At 49.6% G+C, this 25176-nt stretch carries 18 protein-coding genes and 4 pseudogenes; 15 read left to right on the top strand and 7 right to left on the bottom strand.

Features of this window, described 5'->3' with window-relative positions; translation table 11 throughout:
* Window positions 1-130: 130 nt before the first annotated feature.
* The gene (locus AC5E51_RS11880) at window positions 131-3268 is read right to left on the bottom strand and encodes an efflux RND transporter permease subunit (protein ID WP_491778630.1); all 3138 of its coding nucleotides are present in this window, start codon (window positions 3266-3268) and stop codon (window positions 131-133) included.
* Window positions 3265-4422 (bottom strand): efflux RND transporter periplasmic adaptor subunit, encoded by a 1158-nt coding sequence (locus tag AC5E51_RS11885; RefSeq protein ID WP_301387884.1) that lies wholly within the window; start codon window positions 4420-4422, stop codon window positions 3265-3267. The genes AC5E51_RS11880 and AC5E51_RS11885 overlap by 4 nt, the downstream gene beginning before the upstream one ends.
* A gap of 292 nt (window positions 4423-4714) precedes the next feature.
* Here AC5E51_RS11885 and AC5E51_RS11890 point away from each other — a divergent pair, with 292 nt between their 5' ends.
* Together AC5E51_RS11890 and AC5E51_RS11895 are read left to right on the top strand one after the other, a co-directional pair.
* A complete protein-coding gene (locus AC5E51_RS11890) occupies window positions 4715-6646 on the top strand; it encodes an ATP-binding cassette domain-containing protein (protein WP_491778651.1) in 1932 nt (643 codons plus the stop codon).
* Window positions 6643-7137, top strand: a complete 495-nt coding sequence (locus AC5E51_RS11895) for a hypothetical protein (RefSeq protein WP_301387883.1) — start codon at window positions 6643-6645, stop codon at window positions 7135-7137. Before AC5E51_RS11890 ends, AC5E51_RS11895 begins: the two co-directional genes overlap by 4 nt.
* Here AC5E51_RS11895 and AC5E51_RS11900 read toward each other — a convergent pair.
* Window positions 7128-7883: a hypothetical protein gene (locus tag AC5E51_RS11900; RefSeq protein ID WP_297530547.1), complete on the bottom strand. Its 756-nt coding sequence runs from the start codon at window positions 7881-7883 to the stop codon at window positions 7128-7130. The two genes, AC5E51_RS11895 and AC5E51_RS11900, sit on opposite strands and share 10 nt — an antisense overlap.
* A 333-nt stretch (window positions 7884-8216) precedes the next feature.
* On the opposite strand from AC5E51_RS11900, the gene fadB reads away from it, so the two are divergent.
* From fadB to AC5E51_RS11950, 10 genes and pseudogenes are all read left to right on the top strand, one after another.
* A complete protein-coding gene (gene fadB, locus AC5E51_RS11905; RefSeq protein ID WP_491778631.1) occupies window positions 8217-10364 on the top strand; it encodes a fatty acid oxidation complex subunit alpha FadB in 2148 nt (715 codons plus the stop codon).
* Between the two features lie 25 nt (window positions 10365-10389).
* Complete coding sequence (fadA, locus tag AC5E51_RS11910; protein ID WP_491778632.1) at window positions 10390-11565, top strand: acetyl-CoA C-acyltransferase FadA; 1176 nt, start codon at window positions 10390-10392, stop codon at window positions 11563-11565.
* A gap of 326 nt (window positions 11566-11891) precedes the next feature.
* A complete protein-coding gene (locus AC5E51_RS11915) occupies window positions 11892-12446 on the top strand; it encodes a hypothetical protein (RefSeq protein ID WP_491778633.1) in 555 nt (184 codons plus the stop codon).
* A 1-nt stretch (window position 12447) separates the two neighbouring features.
* Window positions 12448-12633: a hypothetical protein gene (locus AC5E51_RS11920; RefSeq protein ID WP_491778634.1), complete on the top strand. Its 186-nt coding sequence runs from the start codon at window positions 12448-12450 to the stop codon at window positions 12631-12633.
* 262 nt (window positions 12634-12895) lie between these two features.
* The gene (locus AC5E51_RS11925; protein WP_491778635.1) at window positions 12896-13888 is read left to right on the top strand and encodes a DUF3644 domain-containing protein; all 993 of its coding nucleotides are present in this window, start codon (window positions 12896-12898) and stop codon (window positions 13886-13888) included.
* Window positions 13889-13960: 72 nt separating this feature from the next.
* A pseudogene (locus tag AC5E51_RS11930) lies at window positions 13961-14128 on the top strand (transposase); the annotation flags it as partial.
* A 39-nt stretch (window positions 14129-14167) separates the two neighbouring features.
* Window positions 14168-14371 (top strand): annotated as a pseudogene (locus tag AC5E51_RS11935) (integrase core domain-containing protein); the annotation flags it as partial.
* 312 nt (window positions 14372-14683) lie between these two features.
* The gene (locus AC5E51_RS11940; RefSeq protein WP_491778636.1) at window positions 14684-15679 is read left to right on the top strand and encodes a transposase; all 996 of its coding nucleotides are present in this window, start codon (window positions 14684-14686) and stop codon (window positions 15677-15679) included.
* A gap of 179 nt (window positions 15680-15858) precedes the next feature.
* Window positions 15859-16011, top strand: a pseudogene (locus AC5E51_RS11945) (IS110 family transposase); the annotation flags it as partial.
* A 275-nt stretch (window positions 16012-16286) separates the two neighbouring features.
* Complete coding sequence (locus AC5E51_RS11950) at window positions 16287-18206, top strand: oleate hydratase (RefSeq protein ID WP_491778637.1); 1920 nt, start codon at window positions 16287-16289, stop codon at window positions 18204-18206.
* Window positions 18207-18395: 189 nt separating this feature from the next.
* Here AC5E51_RS11950 and AC5E51_RS11955 read toward each other — a convergent pair whose 3' ends face one another.
* From AC5E51_RS11955 to AC5E51_RS11965, 3 genes and pseudogenes are all read right to left on the bottom strand, one after another.
* Window positions 18396-18623 carry a hypothetical protein gene (locus AC5E51_RS11955; protein WP_491778638.1) on the bottom strand — a complete coding sequence of 76 codons (228 nt, stop codon included), beginning with the start codon at window positions 18621-18623 and terminating at the stop codon, window positions 18396-18398.
* 410 nt (window positions 18624-19033) lie between these two features.
* Window positions 19034-20112, bottom strand: a pseudogene (locus AC5E51_RS11960) (transposase).
* A gap of 225 nt (window positions 20113-20337) precedes the next feature.
* Window positions 20338-20826, bottom strand: coding sequence for a putative solute-binding protein (locus AC5E51_RS11965; RefSeq protein ID WP_068434706.1), 489 nt, complete (start codon window positions 20824-20826; stop codon window positions 20338-20340).
* A gap of 4 nt (window positions 20827-20830) precedes the next feature.
* On the opposite strand from AC5E51_RS11965, the gene AC5E51_RS11970 reads away from it, so the two are divergent.
* Together AC5E51_RS11970 and AC5E51_RS11975 are read left to right on the top strand one after the other, a co-directional pair.
* Window positions 20831-21919 carry an endonuclease/exonuclease/phosphatase family protein gene (locus AC5E51_RS11970; protein WP_068437015.1) on the top strand — a complete coding sequence of 363 codons (1089 nt, stop codon included), beginning with the start codon at window positions 20831-20833 and terminating at the stop codon, window positions 21917-21919.
* 203 nt (window positions 21920-22122) lie between these two features.
* A complete protein-coding gene (locus AC5E51_RS11975) occupies window positions 22123-22905 on the top strand; it encodes a type 2 periplasmic-binding domain-containing protein (RefSeq protein WP_068437013.1) in 783 nt (260 codons plus the stop codon).
* A gap of 168 nt (window positions 22906-23073) precedes the next feature.
* Here the strand turns inward: AC5E51_RS11975 and AC5E51_RS11980 are convergent, their stop codons facing one another.
* Window positions 23074-24222, bottom strand: a complete 1149-nt coding sequence (locus tag AC5E51_RS11980; RefSeq protein WP_068437011.1) for an alkane 1-monooxygenase — start codon at window positions 24220-24222, stop codon at window positions 23074-23076.
* A 177-nt stretch (window positions 24223-24399) separates the two neighbouring features.
* On the opposite strand from AC5E51_RS11980, the gene AC5E51_RS11985 reads away from it, so the two are divergent.
* Window positions 24400-25074: a GntR family transcriptional regulator gene (locus tag AC5E51_RS11985; protein ID WP_068437017.1), complete on the top strand. Its 675-nt coding sequence runs from the start codon at window positions 24400-24402 to the stop codon at window positions 25072-25074.
* The last annotated feature ends 102 nt before the right edge of the window (window positions 25075-25176 follow it).

Consider the following 25176-nt stretch of genomic DNA (forward strand, 5'->3'; position numbering starts at 1 on the left):
ACCGCCGACCCTCTGCTTGTAAGGCAGATGCTCTCCCAGCTGAGCTAATCACCCATGCCCTGAAGCGAGGTCGCATTCTACTCGCGTCAGGGCGGATGTCAAACGCTATATGCAATTTTTTCTACTTTTTTCAGTGACTTGCATTATGTTCGTGGTCGCGGTCCTTATTGCGGTCGCGCCAAACCAGCAATGCCGGGGTAAAGATCAATGTCAGTACGGTGGCGAAGGTCAGTCCGCCTGCAATCGCGGTCGATAACTGGGTCCACCATTGCGACGAAGGAGCGCCCATACTGACTTCTCTGTGGATCAGGTCGATGTTCCACTGCATCACCATAGGAATCAGGCCGACAACCGTTGTAACAGCCGTCAGAAGCACAGGGCGCAGACGTATGGCCCCCGTGCGCATAGCTGCGTCAAAGGCGCTAACGCCGGTCATACGGATCTGGTTGTAGGTATCAATCAATACGATATTGTTATTCACCACGATGCCCGCCAGCGAAATCACACCCACTCCGCTCATTACAATTCCGAATGGCTCACCACGGATCAACAGTCCCATGAGTACGCCTGCAACCGACAGAATAATCGCGCTCATAATCAGGCCTGCCTGATAGAAGCTATTAAACTGGGTCACGAGCAAGGTCACCATCAGGAAGATAGCAATAGAGAAGGCGCTCATCAGGAATATGCCGGTTTCCATTTGTTGCTCAAAGTCACCGCGGAATTTCGGTTCAACTTCAGCTTCCAGCCAGTCGAATTCTTTCAGTTTTTCACCAAGCTCAGCGATTTTTTCGTTTGAGTTGACGCCTTCGGCGACGTTCGCCGTGATCAGGTAGCGACGTTTGCCGTCGACGCGCACAATATCGCCCGTTTTATTAATCGGTACGCGGGTAACAAACTGGCTGAGAGGTACCAGGCCTTTTGCTGTCTTGATATTAATATCGGTGAACAGGTCGATCGTGCGTTTCTGCTCTGGGTACCTCAGAAGAATATCGAGTTCTTCGTCGGCGTAGTCAGGCTGGAACTGAGTAATGACCTGGCCGCCGGTAATCATCCGGATCAGTGAACCGATTTCCGCAACACTCGCACCAAAGCGTACGGCTTCTTCACGATCAATATCCAGACGCCATTCGACGCCATCAAGAGGACGGTCGTCGCGCACGTCTTTCAGCTCAGGGTCTTCCTTGAGAATGGGCAATATCTTTTCCATCATCGGAATAATATTGCTTTCACTGCGGCTGCTGAGTTGCAGCTGAATCGGTGGGCCGCCGGCTGGGCCGCCTTCTTTTTTGCGGGTCTCGATGATAATACCGGGCAAGTGCGCTGTGCGCTCTTCAATTTCTGCAAGAATATCGTCAGCAGTACGGCGTGACTGCCAGTCGACTAATTCCAGCTGAATGCGGCCAACCAGGTCTGGCGGAGATGACTCCATGCCACCACGCGGTGCGGTCACAAATACAGAGGTATAAATGGCGTCGATTTCTTTCATGTCGAAGATTTCATATTCGACTTCTCTGACCAGCGCTTCGCGCTCGGCGAATGAGAGATTGCCACGGGCACGAACATCCACCATGGCGACATCAACATCCACTTCAGGGAAAAACTCGGTGCCGTGTCCACCAATGCCATAAATTCCGAAGGAAGCGGTAACAAACGATAGAACAATGAGACAGGTCTTCCCGGGATTTTCCAGTGCTTTGCGAAGCACTTTTACATAGCGGGCCGAGAACCCGCTCATTTTCTCGAAGTCACCGTTTTCGGCAGCGACAATCACATCCAGTGCTTCCTGATCATGATGCCCAGCACGTCCGAGCACCTTGCCTACCGCAGGAATCACAATCAGTGCCATGACCAGCGAGCCGGTGAGCGTAAAAAGCAGTGTCAGCGGCAGGTATTTCATAAACCCACCCATAACACCCGGCCAGAAGAGCAGGGGAAGGAAGACCGCTAAGGTCGTCGCCGTTGAGGCAATAATCGGCCACGCCATCCGGCGGGCGCCTTCGTTATAGGCATCGCGCGCCCGCATGCCTTCAGCCAGTCGTCGGTCGGCGTATTCGACAACTACAATGGCGCTGTCGACCAGCATACCCACAGAGAGAATCAGCGCGAACAGAACAACCATGTTAAGCGTATCGCCCATCGCGTTGATGGCCATAATCCCCATCAGGAAGGCACCGGGAATGGCGAGGCCGACGAGTATGGAAGAGCGCACACCAAGGCTGCCGAGAATCAGCAGGAATACAAGAAGCGTAGCCACCAGAACACTGTTGAACAGATCGTTCAACATGGTACGGATTTGTTTCGACTCATCCTGAATGATGCCGAGTTTTATTCCCTCAGGAAGCATATCTTTGGCAGCATCTGTAATGACCCGGACTTCATCCAGCGTCTCAATAATATTGGCGCCGATACGCTTTTTAATTTCCAGGGTAACGGCCTGGTGGCCGTTAACACGTGCACCGGTAGAAGGGTCTTTAAAAGAAAGACGACCTACGGCCACGTCCTGAAACAGAACCACTTCGTCACCGACCGATTTAACCGGTAGCCTCAGCAGCCCTTCAATATCGTTAATCCTGCCCGGAATTTTTACACTGAAGCGCCCTTGTTCATTATTAATGTCTTCAGTGGCAACTAGCAGGCTGTTGTTACGTAGCAGGTTACCGACTTCGGTAAGAGACAGACCATAGTTGTCCATTTTTGCAGGGTCGATAATCAACTCAGCGACCTGTTCGCGCTTACCTTTAATATCGACTTCCAGTACGCCCGGTAATGACTCAATGCGTTTTTTCAGTTCGTCCGCAGCCAGATAGAGAACGTGTTCGTCGACATCTCCTGCAACGGTAACCACCATCACCGGAAAAAGCGCAACGTTGATCTCACGGACAATAGGTTCTTCACTGTCGGCAGGCAGCTCACCAACGGCATCATTGACTTTGTTGCGTACGTCTTCGAGTGCATTGTCGATATCGACGTTGCTGTAAAACTCTAACTGAATAGACAGGTGCCCGAAGGTCGCGGTAGACACCATTTCTTTCAGGCCCTCAAGACCCTGCAGTTGAGTTTCCAGGGGTTCATAAAGCAAAGTATCGGCATCTTCAGGAGAAATACCATTATGAATGACCGACACGTAGACGTTAGGGATAGTTACGTCAGGCGAGCTTTCTTTCGGAATCGTAATAAGCGTGGCTGTGCCGGTGATCAGCATCAGCACAAACAGCATAATGACAGTGCGGTGCCGGTTGATAGCGGCTTCGATCAGACTTCTCATATTTCAGCGGCCTTCTGCTGATTATCGCCTGCGTCGTCATCCCGCTGAGTGCTATCGGTGTCTTCGTTTTTCTTAGAGCGCGAAGATTCCTGTTCTTTGGCTTCGACTTTCTGGCCGATGTCGACGAAGCCCTGACCCACCGTAATAAGACGAATGTCGCCCTCGGGGCCGTAAATCCAGATACCGTCGGTACCGGCTTCGAGGATATCGACGCTGACAATGACCACCCGGTTATCTTCATCAAGTAACTTAACCCCGAGGCCACCGTCTTCGGCGATAATCAGCAGGGCAGGCGAGATCTCGTAGGCATCCTGTTTACCTTGAGGAATTATTAATGTTGCGGTCTGGCCATCATAGAGGCCCGCACGGTCACCTGTGACTTCCATCTCTACGGCGTATGTGCGGGTGTCTGCAGAGGCGGACGCAGCAATAAAGCGGATAGTGCCTTTTACACGCTTGCCGGTTGGTAATTCTGCGTAGGCTTCAGAGCCAACACTCACGTCATTAATCGACTTTTCAGACAGAGCACCTTTAATCAGCATGGTGCGGTTATCAATGACGCGCACCAGCGCAGTACCTGGTGATACGTACTCACCTTCTTCGACGTAGCGTTGGTCATAGATACCGTCAAAAGGGGCTTTTACGCGCGTGGCATCGAGATCCAGTTTAATGTCGGTCAGCGCTGCTTCCGCTTCTGCCAGTTCGGACTCTGCGATCACTACCGCAGACTGGTTCGTCAGGTCACGATCAAACAGGTTACGTGTGCTTTGCGTTTCGAGTTTACGACGCTTGAGTTGTGCTTCTGCCTGTTTCAGGCGAGCGGGCAGGTTGCGCTGATCGATCTCAAGCAATAACTGGCCTTCATTTACCTGCGTGCCTTTTGTTGCTGGCAGGCCGGTCACTTTTCCGCTGACCTCAGCCACAATATCCACCGCGCGGTTAGCTGCGACATGCGCAGAGACTTTTACCGAGCGTTCTTTGGTTTCAGGTTTGAGTACTTTATAAGCCACCATCAGGTTGAGCTCTTCCTGAGAGAGCGGCCGCTCTGTGACATCTTCAGTATGTGCAGGGCCGGTTGCCACCCACAGAACAAGAATGAACAGGATCGCCAGTGCGACTTTGTGTGAGAAGCTCAGCTTCAGTGCGTAACTCATAATACTTTCCTGAAATCCGGGGGCGCCAATACGGCATTCCCTCTATCTTAGCCGCCATGTTTTTGAAACGGGACACGACGGTGGCCGTTTTTGTACCTGCGGGATATGTTTAAAACAATGGCCGACCATAACATTTAACGTTACAGATTGTTGCAGATGCAGGACAATCATATTTGAAGATTCCACTCAGGCCTCATCGTTACGTTCGCAGGCACGCTCGCTCGCTGATACTATGCGCGCCAGCTAATTGGGCATGGTGAGCATGCCACAACATATTTACAAGGCTCTATTAATGGTATTAGTCAGACTACAGCAGGTTGAGCTGGCATTTGGTGACCATGTTCTGCTGGATAAAGTCGATCTCGATGTACAGAGCGGTGAACGCCTGTGTGTCGTCGGTCGTAATGGTGAAGGCAAGTCGACGCTGCTTAAAATCATCAACCGTGAAATTATCCCGGACGATGGGGTGGTTCAGTATCGGGATACGCTGCGTGTTGCCGCTTTGCAGCAAGAGCTTCCTAAAAGTGTCGACGAGTCAGTCTACGATGTTGTCGCCGATGGCATTGGTGACCTTGGAGCGGTACTGGCGCGATATCACGAAGAAACGGCTCGTGGTGCCGACGCTGACCTGAAAAAGCTGGAGACACTTCAGACAAAAATCGAAGCCGCTGATGGGTGGCGTATCCAACAGCGTGTAGATGCCATGATTCAGCGCCTGAATCTTCCTGCAGAAAGCCGCTTCAATGAGTTATCTGGCGGCTGGCAGCGTCGTGTCATGCTGGCGCGGGCACTGGTGACTGATCCTGAATTACTGATCCTCGATGAGCCAACCAACCACATGGATGTTGAAACCATCGAGTGGCTGGAAGAACAGCTCAAGCAGTTTAACGGCGCTTTGGTATTTATCAGTCACGACCGGGCATTTGTTCAGGCGTTGGCTACACGTATCGTCGATCTGGACCGGGGTAACCTTTATAACTGGGTGGGTGATTACCGCGGCTTCTTAGAGTTTCGTGAAAAGCGTCTGGAAGATGAAGCCACCCAGAACGCCTTATTTGATAAGCGCCTCGCCGAAGAAGAAAAGTGGATTCGCCAGGGCATTAAAGCTCGTCGTACGCGTAACGAAGGCCGCGTTGAGCGCCTGAAAGAAATGCGCAAGCAGCACTCGGCGCGTCGTGACCGCGTTGGTACAGCCAACCTCAGCATGACCGGCTCTGAGAACTCAGGTAAGCAGGTGTTCGAACTGACCGACGTCAGCTACGCCTGGAAAGACGTCAGCCAGGTCAAAGATTTCTCGACCTTAGTCATGCGCGGTGACCGTATCGGCTTAGTCGGCCCGAACGGGGTGGGTAAGAGTACTTTATTAAAGCTGTTACTCGGAAAGCTGCAGCCTCAGTCAGGCAATCTCCGCACGGGCACCAAGCTCGAAGTTGCGTATTTCGATCAGTCGCGTGATGTGCTGGAAGAAGATAAATCCATTGCCGACAACGTCGCAGATGGCAAAGACCACGTAGTCGTAAACGGTCAGAGCCGGCATGTGATTGGTTATCTGGGCGACTTCCTGTTTCCACCAGAGCGGGCGCGTACGCCGGTTAAAGCGTTATCCGGTGGTGAGCGTAATCGCGTGATGCTGGCCAAGCTCTTCCTGAAACCCTGCAATCTGCTAGTGATGGATGAGCCGACCAACGACCTGGATATCGAAACTCTGGAGCTACTTGAAGAGCGTCTGATCGATTTCGACGGCACGTTATTACTCGTATCGCACGACCGTGCCTTTATCGATAACGTTGTTACTCAGCTTTGGGTTTTTGATGGCAGTGGCCATATTGATGAACATGTCGGTGGCTACAGCGACTGGCATGAACGTACCGGTGGTCATAAAAAAGTACAGAAAGCCGAAGCACCGGGGCAGAAATCCGCTGATAAAAAGCCAGAAGCACAGCCCGAAACTAAGTCGGAAGCGCAGTCTGACAAGAGACCTGCTGAAAAAGCGGAAAAGAAAAAGCTGTCGTACAAGCTTCAGCGTGAACTGGATATGCTGCCCGAGCAGATTGCCACGGCGGAAGCTGAGCGGGATAACATTGTTGCCGTGACCGAAGCGGTAGATTTCTACAGCGGTGATCAGGATCACGTGCAGGCAACACTGGCAAAACTCGCTGAGATCGAAGAGCAACTGGAGGCGCTTGAAATGCGCTGGCTCGAACTTGAGGAGATGACCGAATGATCTGGCCAATAGCAATACTGGTAGGGCTGGTCGTATTTGGCTCTATTTATTGGTTAAAACCGAGCCCGCGTGATAAGCGTTTGGCAGATCTGCGTCTGGATGCGATAAAGCGCAAGCTTCATGTGCGCCAGTACACCTTTAAACCTGACTCGGCGAAAACCGGGATTCGTGACGCCTTTACAGGAACGAACTACACCCTCATGGACCCGAAACCGAAAAAGCGCGATAGCGGTGAGCTTTTGTGGCGCGTCGTTGGTCAGCAAGGTTGGGATAGCGATGGATTGCCAGAAGGGCTTGCCTGGCATGATCAGGGCAGCGAACAGGACGCTCAATTACTGACACGCCTTGTGAAAGAACTGCCGGATGATTTGCTGTTGCTTGAGGTATACAGCAACCGGGTGACTATGATGCCGGCAGAAAACAAGACGGCCAATGCAGCCGCCTATGAAGCGTTTCTTACCGAAATACTGAACTCAGTCGTTCACTCGTAAGAAGCAGCCAGCTGGTGGAGCGCTTCAACGATACTGTCGTTGTAGTTAACCACCAGAAACGGCACCGAGTTTTCGTTGTAGTTCGAAATAGAACGACTCAAAAATTCCCACTTGTGACGGATGGCACTGACGCGTAGCTCGTCTTCCTCAGGAATAACTGCATCCAGCTTGTCCAGAAGCTGCTCAAATTCCGCAGCCATCTCTTTCGGGCTCTGCTCCTGATACCCGACGAATACCTGCCCCAGATAACTCGTTCCCCGACCTGTGTACTGAGACGTTATGTCAGACATACGGAAGGCCAGGGCGCGGGCAAGGCGGGTAACCTCACTGACGTCGCCGGTCTTGTCTAGCTGATCCGCCGCAGTGATTAATGCCAGGCAAGCGTCGCCCATGTCGTTCACCAGACGCATATCCGGGTAGCCGCGGGTCACAATATCTTTGCGGTTAGCAGCCATCAGGCTGTTGAAATAGTCCCAGCGCTTCACCAGCTGGCTTGCGGTATCGGCTGAAATCTCTTCTTCTGTGCCGCTGATAATACGACTGGCGGCTGCATGCGCTGAGGCCATGGACTCATCGATCCGGTTGGCATACTTCAGATCCGCATCCAGGCCCTGATACATATAAAAGCTGGCCATGGCATTGGTTACCTGAACCTTCAGCGCGTGGATGTCTGCAGGGTCTGAGGCAAGAGCACGAAGGCTGAAAATAAGGCTGACAACAAAAAGGGTAACGCGGGTCTTGTTCATAATGTATCTCTGGTGACTTTCTAACAAGCAATCCCGTCAGTTTATTCTTAACTTACAATCCAGCCCATAGACGCTTACAAAGGGTAACAATTCTGGCCTGATCGGCAGCGGTGCTAAAGGTCTATGAACGTCAATATCCCGACATGCCCTGATTCTGAATCTGGCGTGATCTATTGACTTTCATGCGCCTCTCTGGGAAGGTGTGCCTCTCAGATTCAAACGCTCGTATGAATTGTTTGCTTTTTAAGCAATTGAGCCTTGTTTCACCAACCGGCGCGGTATCCAAACGGGTATCTGACTGCCAACAGCTAACCACCATGTGGAGATCAGTTGATGATTTACGAAGGTAAAGCCATCACGGTAACCCTGATCGACGGCGGAATCGCCGAACTGAAATTCGATCTGCAGGGCGAATCAGTTAACAAGTTCAACCGCGTAACTATTGAAGATCTGGACGCTGCTGTTAAAGCAATCCAGGGCAACAGTGACGTTAAAGGTGTTCTTGTTACTTCTGGCAAAGACGTATTTATCGTAGGTGCGGATATCACCGAATTTGGCGAAACGTTCAAGCGTAGCGAAGAAGAAATCGCTGCCTGGACCCTCGAAGCCAACCAGATTTTCAACGCATTCGAAGATCTTGAAGTACCAACTCTGACAGCGATCAACGGTATCGCACTGGGTGGTGGTTTTGAAATGTGCCTTGCTTCAGACCTGCGCATCATGTCTGACAAAGCCAAGGTCGGTCTGCCTGAAGTTAAACTGGGCCTGATGCCTGGTTTCGGTGGTACCGTTCGTCTGCCACGCGTTATCGGTGCAGACAACGCAATCGAATGGATCTGCATGGGCGCTGAAAACCGTCCGGACAAAGCACTGAAAGACGGTGCTGTTGATGCAGTCGTTGCAGCTGACAAGCTGCAAGAGCAAGCAGTAGCAATGCTGAAATCAGCCATCGCTGGTGAAATCAACTGGCAGGCTCGTCGCGAAGAGAAGAAAGCTAAGCTGAAGCTCAACGCGATGGAAGGCATGATGGTATTCGAAACTGCTAAAGGTTTCGTTGCTGGTCAGACCAAAGGTCAGTACCCAGCGCCAATCGTTGCGATTAAAACCATGCAGAAAGCCGCTAACTCGCCACGCGACAAAGCGCTGGAAGCAGAAGCAAAAGGTTTCGCACAGCTGGCTAAAACGTCAGAGAGCAACGCTCTGATCGGTCTGTTCATGAACGACCAGCTGCTGAAGAAAAAAGCAAAAGAGTACGACAAGAAAGCCAAGCCTACTAACAAGGCTGCGGTACTTGGCGCAGGTATCATGGGTGGCGGTATCGCTTATCAGTCTGCACTGAAAGGCACCCCGATCATGATGAAAGACATCAACGAAGCAGGTATCGAGCTGGGCTTGAACGAAGCCAACAAGCTGCTGGCCAAGCGCGTTGAGAAGAAGAAAATGAAGCCGGCTGCAATGGGTGAAGCGCTGAACCGCATTCGTCCTACTCTGAGCTATGGCGATTTCGGTGACGTAGACACAGTTGTAGAAGCTGTTGTTGAAAACCCGAAAGTGAAGAAGGCTGTACTGGCAGACCTGGAAGATCAGGTAACTGAAGACACCATCATCACCTCTAACACCTCTACCATCAGCATCGACCTGCTGGCGGCAGACCTGAAGCGTCCTGAGAACTTCCTGGGTATGCACTTCTTCAACCCAGTGCACATGATGCCTCTGGTTGAAGTTATCCGTGGTTCTAAAACTTCAGAAGAAGCGGTTGCTACTGTTGTTGCTTACGCGAAGAAAATGGGTAAAACCCCAATCGTTGTAAACGACTGCCCAGGCTTCCTGGTTAACCGTGTACTGTTCCCTTACTTCGCTGGTTTCGCTGGCCTGGTACGTGACGGTGGCGACTTCACCAAGATCGACAAAGTGATGGAGAAGTTCGGTTTCCCAATGGGTCCTGCATACCTGCTTGACGTTGTTGGTATCGACACTGGCGTTCACGCCAACGAAGTGATGGCTGAAGGCTTCCCAGATCGCATGAAGGCAGACTTCAAGTCAGCCATGGACGTGATGTTCGAAAACGAACGTTACGGCCAGAAGAACGGCAAAGGTTTCTACGTTTACGAAACCGACAAGCGTGGCAAGCCGAAGAAAGTTGTTGATGAAACAACTTACGAGCTGATCAAGCCAGTTGTTGCCGACGCAAAAGAATTCGACGCAGAAGAAATCATCGCACGCTGCATGATTCCAATGTGTATCGAAGTAGCACGTTGTATTGAAGAAGGCATCGTAGACACTGCTTCTGAAGCAGATATGGGCCTGATCTTCGGTATCGGCTTCCCTCCATTCCGTGGTGGTGCATGCCGTTACATGGATTCCGTTGGCATGGCTGACTTCGTTGCACTGTGCGACAAGTACGCTCACCTCGGCAATCTGTACAAAGCAACCGATCGCATGCGTGAAATGGCAGCGAACGGCGAAAGCTACTTCGGTTAATCAGCGCACCAGGAGAATTTAAACCATGTCTTACAATCCAAAAGACGTAGTTGTAGTAGATGCAGTGCGCTCACCAATGGGTCGTTCCAAAGGTGGCGTATTCCGCAACGTACGTGCAGAAACCATCTCTGCTAACCTGATCAACGCTCTGTTTGAGCGTAACCCAGACGTTAACCCAGCGCTGGTCGAAGACATCATCTGGGGCTGTGTTAACCAGACCAAAGAGCAAGGCTTCAACGTTGCTCGTCAGATCGGTCTGATGACTGTAGTGCCTAAAGAAGCAGGCGCACTGACTGTTAACCGTCTGTGTGGTTCTGCAATGTCTGCGATCCACACTGCGGCGCAGGCTATCCAGACTGGCAACGGCGACGTATTCGTTGTTGGTGGTGTGGAGCACATGGGTCACGTCGACATGCAGCACGGTTTCGACCACAACCCAGAAGCGTCTAAGTACTCTGCAAAAGCATCCAACATGATGGGTCTGACTGCAGAAATGCTGGGTAAAATGCACGGCATTACCCGTGAACAGCAGGACGAATTCGCAGCTCGCTCACACCGCCTGGCGCACAAAGCGACTCAGGAAGGTAAGTTCGAGAACGAAATCGTACCTATGTACGGTCACGACAAAGACGGCAAAGAAGTACTGGTTACTCAGGACGAAACTATCCGTCCAGAAACTACTGCAGAAAGCCTGTCTGGCCTGCGCCCAGCGTTCGATCCTAAAGGCGGTACCGTAACTGCAGGTACCTCTTCACAGATCACCGACGGCGCTGCAGCTATGCTGCTGATGAGCTACGAAAAAGCTCAGGAACTGGGCCTCAAGCCACGTGCACGTATCGTGGGTATGGCCGTTGCTGGTGTTGACGCTGCAATCATGGGTTACGGCCCAGTACCAGCGACTAAGAAAGCACTGAAGCGCGCTGGTCTGGACGTGACTGACATTGACTACTGGGAACTGAACGAAGCGTTCGCAGCACAGTCACTGCCATGTGTTAAAGACCTGAAGCTGAAAGACATCGCAGAAGAGCGTATCAACATCCACGGCGGCGCAATCGCCCTGGGTCACCCACTGGGCTGCTCTGGTGCACGTATCTCAACCACGCTGATCAACGTTCTGGAACAGAACAACGGTAAGTACGGTGTGAGCACTATGTGTATCGGTCTCGGTCAGGGTATCGCGACTGTGTGGGAAAAAATGTAATCTGACGGGCTACTGCGCTTGCTAATACGGCGTTGAAAGTAGCTTCGGAATGCTCATGTACTACGTGTACACTGCGCTTCCTCTGCTACTTTCGCCTTGTCTTAGCGGCGCTCGCTACGCCCTCCAGCGTTACAAAAAGAACCGGCCACTTGGCCGGTTTTTTTGTGCCTGAGATTTGGGTAAGGGCGGGGATTTGCAGGAGTAAATCAGCCGGAGGCTATTCGCGATGGGAGGGGCATAATCAGTGTTTGTGTACTCATACTTGATCGCCTGATGGTAGGGTAGTACCGTTACGCAAATGCCCAGTTTTACGATAAGGATATCTAATGCAAGCAACGCACTTAGATGCAGAGCGAAGATACGAGCAACTTCGACTAGAGGCTCGCAAATTAGCTGAAGCGTCACTACCATCAAAATATAAAGATGTGATCAGCCTGAAAGGTATCGACTCGCATTCGCTAGCTCGGGCGAAGGCCTGGAAGGTGAGTGATAAGCGACAAGTTGATTGGGAATGGACTGCTGGCTACAACGTTTACAGCCTTCGTTACCCCAAACGATTTGAACTTGCGATCTGGAAGTCCGATATTCTATGCGGCCTGTCTATTGGTCGCCCGTCATATAACGGTTCTCGACTCAGAATAGATTTTGTTGAGCGCGCACCAGACAACTGCCCGCTACGTGGGCAGGTCATGCAAATAAACCTGCTCGCAGCAGAAGCTTATGCACTACGCATTGGTGCAGACGAACTGCGTATCATGCACCCATCCAACCAAGAGCTCGTAAACTATTACTCCCGCTACGGATATAAATACGTCAAAGGTACTATGGGGTTTGACGACGTGCATGAACAGAAACCTCATTACCTATACAAGAGGTTGTAGTATGACTGAGAAACATAAGTCGAATAATGAGCGATTGAAAGAGATTCAGGAAAAGCTGAAAAAACGCTCTGAGGAAATCTTTGAGAATGGTCCAGACTTTGATGAGCCTCAGCATACTGGTGATCCGTCGAGGATATTCGAGGATGATGATGATGAGTCTGGTGAAGATTCGAAAAGTGGTAAGTGATATTTAGTTGTTTTGGTTTTGCACGCTTTGCCGGTGAATGCTAGCTTGAACTTCAATTAAATCAGTAAGTTACAACTTTGGTTTACAAATTAGTGTGCCTGTCAAAAATGAAATAGTGTGCTGGCACACTTTCACAGAATGGATTAGCAGTGTGATGGAATATGCCCCTTTAAAATCAATGGGTTATGATCGAATGGGACTTTTGTCAAGATCGACAAAGTGTGCCGGCACACTATTACGCTGTTAGCTCTGACGAGGAATCATGAAATCAAGAAATAGAGCCATGCTGGAAAAATCTATCTCTGCAATGATTGCTGCGATAGAGACTTACAACAAACCAGATTTCAAATATCGAGAAGAAACTTTCTCAGTATTATGTATAAATTCGTGGGAATTACTTTTTAAGGCAAAAGTACTTCAATTGGCGTCAAATCAGGTCCAATCTCTTTATGTTAAAGAGCGTAGAATCAATAAAGATGGAAGCAAATCTACTAAGCTGTATACGAAAACCAATCGTGCCGGCAACCCTATGTCAGTGAGTATGTATGAAGCGTATAGAATTGTTGCTGAAGAATATGGAGTTAAAATAGATAAAGCTATTAAGGAAAATTTAGAAACACTAGTGGAAATTAGAGATAACAGCATTCATTTTATGAATGACGATCTTAATTTGGCTTTAAAAATACAAGAGATTGGAACGGCTTCTCTCCAAAACTATCTGCACCTTGTGCAAGAGTGGTTTGGAGACGTGTTATCCCGATATAATTTCTACCTAATGCCTTTATCATTTTTTAGGGATTTTGATTCAGCTTCCGGGCAGTCCCTAAACGCTAATGAAAAGAAACTTTTGTCCTATATAAAAAAAGCAGAAGAAGAATACGAAGAAGGCGGTGATGAAGCTGGAAACTACAATTTTGCTCTTAAAATTGATCTTAAATTTCAAAAAGCTAAGGGAAGTGACGGTGCTGGGATTAGAGTTACAAGTGATCCAAATGCCCCGGCAGTTAGGTTGGCGGAAGAGCAAATAATTGAGAAATATCCTTGGAATTTTAGAGTTTTAACAACGCGACTTAAGAAAAGGTATTCCAATTTTAAAAGCAATCATGATTATCATAGAATCAGAAGATCTTTAGAAGGTGATAGTAAGTATTGTCATTCCCGTCTGTATAACCCGAGTAAGCCCGAGGGTGGTAGCCAGAAGTTTTATAATCCGAATATAGTAACGGAGTTCGACAAGCATTATGAAAAGAGCTAATAAGCGCATGTTGAACAGTCGTGATCTTGCCCCGATAAAACGGACACCAAATTCAAACTGACGAGGTGTCCAATGCCAAAATATACTCAGCCAAGAAAGACTTGGCAGTATTCGAACGAGTTTAAAGTCAAAGCAGTTCAGCTAAGCCTGATTGAGGGGATTCAGGTTCAGGAGGTAGCCAATATTCTCGACATACATCCATTCATGCTGTCACGATGGCGAAAAGAATATCGTTCAGGAAAATATCAGCACAGGTTGCTCAGCAAAGGCATACGCCCTAGTATGAGCAGAAAGGGAAACTGCTGGGACAACGCCGCCATGGAAACATTCTTCTCAAGGCTCAAAGTTGAATCCGTCTATGCAGACCAACCAACGACAAAGCAGGAAGCGTACTCGCTCGTATTCGAATATATCGAACTGTTTTATAACCGAGTTCGAAGGCACTCTGCGATAGGCTATAAAAGCCCGGCAGAGTATGAATAGGAATATCACGAGAAGTGTGCCTGAAACGGTGTCTACTTTTCGTGGGTAGGATCACACAATAAAAATATCACTAAACGAGGTTTGTCATGTTAAATGACCTTCTCACAGATAAAGTTGAAGTAGTCGAAGCGGAAGGCAGCCCCCTGTTTTCCACGGATTTCTACTAATAGGACACCCACCGTAGTACTTTCTTCCGATTGATAGTACTAATAGGAAAAGTACTAATAGGACACCCACCGTAGTACTTTCTTCCGATTGATCAACATTTAGGCTTTGATACGCTCAGGTAATCTTTGTTGAAGGATCAACACTATGCCAAAGCCAAGAAAGCAGCAGATATCGCTGGATGCCACTCCTTACTACCACTGTGTTTCACGATGTGTCCGCCGGGCCTTTCTATGTGGCACGGATAAATCGACGGGCGAGTGTTATGAACACCGTCGTGGGTGGCTCGAAGAAAAGTTACTGGCTCTGCCACAGACGTTTGCCATCAATATCGCAGCCTATGCGATCATGAGTAACCACTATCATGTCGTTCTGTATATCGACAAAAAGCAGGCTGATGAATGGACGGATATCGAGGTGATTGAGCGTTGGCATTCTCTGTTCAAGGGTAATGTTTTTTCTCAAAAATTTCTCAGAGGCGATACTCTCGATTCGGCGCAGCGGGCTCGTTTGCAGATGATCATAGAAGAGTGGCGCTCGCGTTTGTGCGACATCAGCTGGTTTATGCGGATTCTGAACGAAGCGATTGCCCGTGAAGCGAATCAGGAAGACCAGTGTTCAGGCCGATTCTGGGAAGGTCGTTTTAAGTCTCAAGCTTTGTTGGATGATGCCGCCCTGGCGGCTTGCATGGCTTATGTTGATCTGAATCCAGTGCGCGCTCAAATGGCAGACACGCCTGAGCAATCGAAGCATACGTCCATCAAGAAACGGGCAGAGAAGGCTAAGAGAGCGACGCAGGCAAATCATTCAAACCAACAGGTGAAAGAGCTGCATCCTTTTGTAGGAAATCCGCGCCAGAATTTGCCGAAGGGGATTCAGATGCGTCTGACGGATTATCTGGAATTGGTTGACTGGACTGGGCGGGTTCTCAGAGACGATAAGCGTGGAGCGATTTCTCAGAACGCTGAGGATATTCTCACGAGGCTTGGAGTGGATGATTCGCAGTGGCTAACAATGGCATCTGAGTTTGAACAGTGCTTTAAGACGTTCGCAGGAAATGAACAACGACTCCGCAGTGCCTGTGATGCGATGAACTACCAACGACCTCCAGGGTTAGGTGACTGCCGTAGGCTGCTTGGATAACTCTTCACACAATTATCATTTGTGACCAGGCCAGCGGATGCTGGCTTTCTTCGTGCCCTGTAGATCATCAACCTCGCTGATTCTTAATGACGAACTATTCAGTTCGTAGAATTTATGATGTTGGAATTGAAGTTGTATCGTTTTGGAACTGCTACTGATACTTTACTTAGAGTGGGTGTCCATGTAGCCACGTAAAACCGTTTGTTCAGATGCATAAAAACGATCAAAGGGATGCCCAGGCCATTGCCGAAGCGGCGGTCAGACCGAATATTCCAGCAGTGAGTGTGAAGTCACAGGAGCAGTTGGATTTACAGGCGATACATAGAGTCAGGGAGCTACCTTGAGTGAGTATGAAGCTGCAGGGGATGAGTTGCTGAGTTACTTCGCAGAGGAGGGTTTTCTTTGCTCAAGCATTTATGCATCCGGCAGTTCAGAGTGCTCCATCCTGCTTGGTATGCAATATCAGAGCGAGTAGCTGTGAAAGTGAGGTAACTCTCACGGAACACATATGTGTCTCAGTGGGCCAATCGACTGACTGAAGTCAATAAAGTATTCCATCCTGTCTGCTATCTTGCATGAGAAATCACTATTGCAGGTGCAGAGTAAGATGACAGGTTCAACCCCCCGCAACGCTACCACCGAGGCAGATGCCACCTCCGGGTATTGGAGCAATTCAGCCAGTAATACTCTTCCCCCTCCGGATATGACGGGTCCTTACATGCGTTTCCGGCCTTTACCAACCGCCGGTGTTGAGAAACGCCGGGCGCATATTATCGGTAGTGGTATTGCAGGTATGGCGGCGGCGTTTTACCTGATCCGCGATGGGCACATGCCCGCTGCTAATATTACTGTCTATGAGAGCTTGCCTAAAGAAGGTGGCTCACTGGATGGTGCGGGTAATGCTGAAGAGGGTTATCTTATCCGCGGCGGTCGTGAAATGAATTGGAATTATGACAACTTCTGGGACATGTTTCAGGAGGTGCCGGCGCTGGAATTACCAGAAGGTTTCAGCGTGTTAGACGAATACCGTCTGTTGAACGATGCTGATCCAAATTATTCTCGAGCGCGCTTGATGCATCAGTGCGGCACGATTCGCGATTTCAGTGATTTTGGTTTGAGCAAGAAGCACCAATGGGAGTTATTGAAGCTTCTTCTGAAACGTAAAGAAGATCTCAATGATCTCACCATTGAACAATATTTCTCAGAGAGCTTTCTTGAGACGAACTTCTGGTTCTTCTGGCGCTCCATGTTTGCCTTTCAGAATTGGCATAGCCTGCTGGAGATGAAGCTCTATATGCATCGTTTTCTGGATGCAATTGATGGCTTGAACGACATGTCCGCGCTGGTATTCCCTAAATACAATCAGTACGAGAGCTTTGTTCTGCCATTGGTAACTATGCTGAAAGCAAAAGGCGTCCAGTTTGTTACGCAGGAACGAATCCGTGATCTTGAGTTCAGTGAGGTAGGTGAAGAGCTGACGGTTACCGGCCTGTTGTATGGAGATGGTGAGCGTATCGAGGTCGCTGATGATGACCTGGTGTTTGCTTTGACCGGATCAATGACTGAAGGATCGGGTTATGGTGATATGGATACGGTTGCACGCTCCGCTCGGGGAGTTCATGAGCCTGGGCCAGGAAGCGACTGGGAGCTGTGGCAGAACCTGGCACGTCGGTCGCCGCGATTTGGTCAGCCTGATAAGTTCGTTGGTGATACGGATCGCTCTGCGTGGATTTCGGCAACACTGACTTGCTCTCCATCAGTTCTGACAGAGAAATTCGCCGAACTCTCAGTAAATGACCCATATTCAGGCCGTACTGTAACAGGCGGCATTATCACCTTTACCGATTCTGCCTGGGTTATGAGCGTCACACTTAATCGACAGCCGCACTTTCGTGACCAACCGGAAGATGTGTTAGTGGCTTGGGTATATGCTCTGCGTATTGATGTACCGGGTGATTTCGTCAGTAAACCGATGAGCGAATGTACCGGTCGCGACATTCTGCAGGAGCTTAGCTATCATCTTGGGTTGAAAGATGAGTTACAGGATATTGAGGCGTCTACTAAGGTGCGGACGGCTTTTATGCCATACATCACAGCAGAGTTCATGCCTCGCGCTGCGGGAGATCGTCCACGCGTCGTTCCTGATGGTTGTCGTAATCTGGCGTTGGTTGGTCAATTTGTAGAGACGAACAATGACGTCGTTTTTACGATGGAGAGCTCGGTGCGAACAGCACGAATTGGCGTTTATCAGTTGCTGGGTATCCCCAAGCGTGTTGCTGATATCAGCCCGACGCAGTATGACATCCGTCATCTTCTGAAAGGTGCCAGAGCACTTAATAACGGAAAACCTTTTCCGGGAGAACGTATTCTTCACCGGTTATTGGACAACACGTATTTTGCTCATATCCTCCCACCTTTGCCTGAAGAAGAGCATGCTCACTCGTGGAAATCTGAGCTTGATCAATGGCTTCAGAATGTAAAACAGAAGTGGTCGGAGCTGGAGGATAAAGTGCATTCCTTGCGTTAGTGAGGTATGAATAAGGATAAAGGGACTAATAGAGGGACTAATAGGACACCCACGTTAGCTCTAATAGGACACCCACTTTAGTTTCCTTAATCTGGTAGCCTGATAGGACATTCATAGTGGTACTAGTTTTGGAGCTGCTACTGGTATTTTACTTGGAGTGGGCGTCCATGTAGCCCCTCAAGAAGGGCTTCATTTACCTTGGGAAAATATCGCCCTGTAGGCGAAGATTATTGATGCCAGTATATAGAGTAACCCTTCTCCTCCGGGCGCTAATGAGTTCAGATATGTTGCAAGCATTCCTAATGCTTCCTTACCAGGAGCAGCTCCGAACGGCTCATTTATTGGAAAAACGATCAGATATCCACCGATGCCAAAAAATACTATAGCCACGACAATGTCTAAAAGCCTATTTGACAAAATACGTACTCCTATAACCCCTGAAGCGAAAATAAACTATCGAACTCTAATGAACCAGCATTGAACTACTTAACGAACTACTTGGACAGTCATGGTTAGCTTGGACCGAACTACTGCCGAACTACTTGGACAGTGCCGAACTACTTGGACAGTCATGGTTAGAGAGAAAGCCTGATTTCTTTGCCTTCAAAATTGCCGACGAACTACTTGGACAGTCATGGTTACTACTTGGACAGTCATGGTTAGAGAGAAAGCCTGATTTCTTTGCCTTCAAAATTGCCGACTGAGGCGAGTTAGTCGAAAACTTCGTTAGAGGCTTCGAATTAGGTATCTTCGAGTCGAAAGTCGGTATTCATAACGAGCGAATGCCTCAGACTAATCTGATGGTATCTATGGGGCAGGTAGTTGCTTCAGGAAAGGCGTAACTTGCAGGCGGCGATGCCTGCCGCTCGCTTTCGTTCTCGCTGATCGTCCCAGAATTGAGTGATTTTAGACTTCACTTCGTGGACTGCACCGACGATGCCTTTGAATTCTGATTCGAAGTTCTGGGTGATGTAGAGCCAGTGTTCTGCGTCTATGCCGAGTCGATCCATGATGGTGGGTTCAGCCTCAGATATAGAGCCGCGCTTGTTGTTGCGGATCTGGCGGCCCGTCCACAAAGTGTATGGAACACTTTGCACAGCCGTCAGGCTGCCCGAAGGGTGAGTCTCATGGATGAGACGAATGATTCGACGAGGTCGAGGTAGTCAGTTAGCCGCATCTGAATGCCTTCGGGCATGTCCTGGCGGGGATTTCCTGCAAAGGGCATGAGGCCATAGGCTTGTTGTTTGGGATGGTTTGGCGTGCGTGCTTCTTTAGCTTTCTCGACGCGTTTCTTAACCGATGTGTATCCAGATGCTTCAGGTGTTTTGGCCATCGCGGCACGCACTGGATTCAAGTCGACATAGGCCATACATGCAGCAAGAGCCTTTTCATCCAATAGTGCTTGGGACTTAAACCTTCCTTCCCAGAAGTGGCCGCTGCATTGATCCTCTTCGTTGGCGAGTCTTGCTACGGTCTCGTTCAAGCGTCGCATAAACCAGCTGATGCTCATCAGGCGATCTCGCCATTCTTCAATGCGTTCGTCCAGTATGGCTTGCTGCGATTCTGATAGTTCTTCTCCACGTTCATACTTTTGTGAGAGTAGAGTACCTGCATACAGTTGGTGCCAACGCTGTACGACTTCGAGGTTTGTTAGCGAGCGTGCTCGTGCCTGGTTGATGTGTAGGATTACGTGGAAGTGATTCGACATGACGGCGTATGCGGCAATGTCTATGCAGTAGATTTGTGCCTGATCGAGAATGAGCTTTTCGATCCAGCCTCGTCGATGTTCAAAGCTACGGCCTTGGTTGTCACTGCCACAGAGAAATGCTCTTCTTACACATCGTGAAACGCAGTGGTAGTAGGGTGTTGCTTCGAGTGATACCAGTTGCTTCCTTGGCTTTGGCATGCATCCTCCTGATGTTGGCTAACTTGATTAACCTACACGAGTTGATCCAATAGAAAAATCAGGAATTATTCTTAGTATTACTGTCCCTTGGTGGTCTGTGTTGCCCATCTACTCAACAGGATCAACACATTCGGCTTTCTCTGGATTAAACCGACAGCGAATCTTACGAGCAATGCGGAGCATTGTGCCGTCGTAGTATCCGTTTTTCCGCATCGTGAGACGTACTTAGCGAGTTGCATCTTCTAGTTTGTTTGTCTCGTCTGCTGGCATTTCGATCCAGAATTCATCAGGAACCAGATTCATCTCGGTATCTACACGTCCCGCATAGTTATTAAATTTTAATAAGAAATCCTCACGAAGAAGCTGAGCAAGTTCATCGGGAAATTGCTCGGCGCGACCAATCAGCTGCATAGTTGATTGTGAGAGGGGATTGCGGAGTACGCCGGTTGAGTTGCCAGATTGGCCACTGCCCATCACAAGGTACGCGATCGCGGTGGATATCATGGGGGAAACTCGCTCATCCGTGTAAGCCAGTACGTTTCTCATCATACCGCCTTCGATGGGCGTTCCGCCGTATTGGTTTACCAGAGCTGTCATAGGAGCTTCAATTGTTTGCACCGCGACTTGTTTTCCTTCTAGCGCCGAAAGGGAGTTATAAGCTTTATCCCACTCAGAAAGGCAGGCTATAGTGGTTGTACAGTAAATCTGAGCCATCGTTATGTTCACCGTTTTAATTACTGCCTCTTTTCTGATTGCAATCGCGACTGCATTACCGGAAACACGCTTCACACACTGGATCGTCAGAGGCCTGGACTTTCCACGTATCCAGATCGTAGCTTTTGGTATTGTTGTTCTCTTACTCCTGCTGCTCGTCGGCAATTCCGGTCACGGCCTCTACTGGGCGTGTATCGCGATGGTTGCTATTGCCTTAGGTTGGCAACTCAAATGGGTTTTACCGTACACGCCGCTGTGGAAAACGGAAGTACGTAAAACCACCGTTCAGGATTTGGATAATCAGATCAGCATCATTACGGCGAATGTGCTGACCCCTAACCATGACTCCGAAAAATTGATTTCTCTGGTACGCGAGTATCAGCCAGACATTCTGGTGACCTTAGAGTCAGACAAATGGTGGGAGCAGCAGCTCGACGTGCTCGAAGATGAGATGCCCCATACGTTAAAGTGTCCGCTTGATAACCTTTATGGTATGCACCTGTATTCCCGCTTGCCGCTCAATGACAGTACGATTGAGTACCTGGTGAAAGATGATATTCCGTCGATGCACACCTGTGTGACCCTCCGTTCAGGAGTAGAGGTACGTATGCATTTTATGCACCCTGAGCCGCCAAGTCCGACAGAGAGTGAGGTGTCATCACCACGCGATGCTGAACTCGCAGTGCTTGCTCGTAATGTTGCAGACTCGGATGAACCGATAATTGTTACCGGTGATCTGAACGATGTTGCCTGGTCGCCAACCACGCGTTTATTTCGTCATATCAGTGGACTGCTCGACCCTAGGATCGGTCGCGGAGCATTTAACACCTTCCATGCCGACTTCCCGTTTTTACGCTGGCCGCTGGATCATGTTTTCCACAGTCATCACTTCACTCTGAGTCAGATTGAGCGTTTACCTCATATTGGCTCTGATCATTTTTCTCTGTATACCGCGTTGAATTACACACCTCAGAAAGGAAAAGAGCAGGAAGGCGAATCCGCAGATCAGGAAGACCGGGAGCGCGCAGAGGAAGCCGTTACAGAAGAGGATGTTGAGAAGCAGGACGTGCCCAACCCAATCAAAGGAGCTTAAAAGCGCCCAGGGGCGTGAGATGGTACTTGGCGTTCTGGTACCTGACTTTGTATCTGTCTGATTGCGAAGGCGATCACACGCTGGAAATACTCTAAGACTTTTTGCGCATTTACATTGAGCATCAGACATTCTGCGACTAATATTTAGTCATTACATCAGGGAGCTTTCTGTGCAGGGGGAGTACATATAAAGAGGCCCAATTTATGAAAAAAGCGTTCCTTCTTCTCTTTTGCGTTGCGTTTTTTACTGAAGGGTTTGCGGACGCGCAGACGGGAACCCCTGAAGCTCAGATTGAATCAGATAAGCCTTTGAAGGTCGTCGTCCCATTCATGGGGGATGCTCCGGGTCAGGGCCCGGAACACCCGCTGGTTGATGTGGTTCGCCAATGGAGTGTAGAGACCGGGCGCGAAATCAGCGTTGAACGGTTTCCTTTCAAGCGTGGATTAATGATGGCTGCCCAAGGTGAGGTTGATTTTCATTTTCCTCTGATCAGAGGCCGTGAAGATACAGATGCTGCGCTGCCGTTTAGTTATTCGTCTGCCACCATTTTCACAGTTAATTTTGTGCTCTACACCCGGCGTGGCGTGGCGCTCGATATCGATAACCTCAAGAGTTACCGGATTGCCACCCATAGCGGCCACGCTAATCTTTTTCCGTTTCCGGTAATTGAAGACCATTCCATTGAAGGCTCACTGCGTAAGGTCGAGAGCGGTCGTATAGACGGCTTTATATTCGCGGACGTAGGGACAGATCCGGTTCTCTTTGATCTTGGACTAATGGGAATTCAACGCCAGTTATATAAGGTATATGACGTCCATGCGGTCATCGCTCACGAAGAGAAGGGGGGACCCGTGGATCAGTTTATCACCGAAGCTACCCGCAATATGGATCGCGCGATTCTCGGTCTCGCAATGGTAGACCAACCTTATCGAGACTGGCAGATGGGTGATGATTCTGTCCCCGCGCTCGTTCAGTCTGCGAAGTAGAAATCATCACCTTGAAACGTCAATGGGCCAGCTTAACGCTGGCTCCATGCGTTGATCTGGTCGCCCGCCAGGCGTTGGCTGAGCGCGTCGTTATCTTCGATCTCTTCTTGCAGGAGGCAGGCATAAAAAAGGGGAGCCCGGAGGCTCCCCAAGGGGGTTAAAGCGGTTTTAGCTCTGCTGATTAGCAGTCAGCTGATGTTCTTCGCCTTTGTAGTAGGCTTCGACACGTGGGTTCATTACTTTGAACCACAGTGGTGGAATCACTGCCAGTACCACCATGCCTGCGTAGCCGCTTGGTAACTGTGGGCTTTCGTCAAAGTGACGCAGTACCTGGTAACGACGCTTAGGGTTAGCGTGGTGGTCTGAGTGGCGTTGCAGTTGTACCAGGAACAGGTTGGTCAGCAGGAAGTTACTGTTCCATGAGTGCGCTGGGGTCGTGCGCTCGTAGCGGCCGTTTTCCAGCTTACGACGGTGCAGACCGTAGTGCTCAATGTAGTTAACGATTTCCAGCAGGGTGAAGGCGAAGAAGCTCTGCGCGACGAAGAACAGGGCACCCATCCAGCCCCATACCAGGCCGAAACCGATCATGGTTGCCGCTGAAATGGCGTACCACCAGATCAGTTCATTTTTCCAGTGCAGCGCTGGCAGATTTTTGCGCTTCAGTTTTTTCGCTTCGAGTTTCCACGCATTCATGAAATTGTGGAAGTACGCGTGCGGCAGGAACTGATACAGAGTCTGGTTATAGCGTGAAGACGACGCATCTTCAGGCGTTGAGACATGCACATGGTGACCACGGATATGCTCTACTTTAAAGCCCGCGTAGGTTACCAGAGCCAGCAGCAGACCGCCGGTCCATTGCTCCAGAGTGCTGTCCTTGTGGATCAGCTCGTGGCCAACATTAATGCAGACAATACCAGTGATCACGCCCATTGAGATCACCATACCAATCTTACCGAACAGGCCAACTTCTGCGCTCGAGAAGAGCGCTGCGCCGTAAGCAATCGTGATTGCCATGACAGGCAGAGTCATGATGGTAAGGAAAGGGTACCACTTCTCCAGAGACATGCGTGGCACATCAGCCTCTTCATCTGGATTGAAGGGGTCTTTACCAATCAGGTGGTCGAGCAGAGGGATAATGCCAAACACAACAAAAATAGGGAAATACCACCAAGCGTCATGCTGACTGCCGGTTGCTTCCCAACCAAACAGAGCAATTGGAAAGAGCACAGCCGGAATCAAAACGATCAGATAACCGTACTTCTTGAGTTGCATGCGCCAATCATCGGCGCTGATAGTCTGTGCTGTTGCCTGAGTCATACGGCCTCCATAACAGGAATTTGAATTAGTCTTGTTGTTTGATTGTTGTATTGTCCTACAATCTAACATTAACTCTGATAGGTTACAGGTTCGGAGAAGACAAAAGTCCTCCAATATCAATGTGGTATTGGCTCAATGTGGTACTATGCCGCGCATCTCACTGATTTCAGTATAGTTATGAGTTTTGTAGCCCACGAAAGTCTTGCAGAAAAAATAGCGGCCCATCTGGCGGAGCGCATCATCAAAGGAGAGTTGATCTCTGGTGAGCGAATCCAGGAAGCTCGCGTCGTCGAGGAATTGCAGGTGAGTCGTGGTTCTGTTCGCGAGGCCTTGTTATTGCTGGAGTCCAGGCATCTGGTCACCATTCAGCCACGCCGTGGCGCTATGGTGGCAGAGCTGACTGTTGAGCGGGTGAATAGTCTCTACGATGTCTACGAGGCTCTTCTGACATTGTTGGCTACTCAGGTCGCCTTGCAGTGGACTGACGAAAATAAAATGCCCCTGTTAAATCAAGCCATGAAGCTCCAGTCCCCAGAGCTTAAAAAAGACAAGTTCATGTTTATGCTGGCCGGCTTTGACCTGATGCGCGCTGCTTCTGACGTCATTAATAATCCGTATCTGTCGACTCTGCTGAGTGATCTTCAGCCAGCCATTCAGCGGACCTACGCGCTATCTATCCGTTTTTCTCAGGAAGGTCTGGAGCGTACAATTCACTTTTTCGCCAAAGTCGTCGAATTGATTCTGGCCCGCAAAGCAGACGAACTGCCTCCGCTCTTCCGTGAATTCAGTCTTTATCAGCGCCAGCTGGTACTGGATGCCATGGCTGAAAATCCGGTTCCGGCTCTGGATTGACCCTCGGTCATCGTCAGAGCCGTCCGGCTTTTGTCCCCCGCGAACTGTGATAACATCATCTTCTTTATTGCGGCTTCCGGTGGCATGGCCCCGGTTCAGTTA

The organism is Thalassolituus sp. (assembly GCF_984348125.1).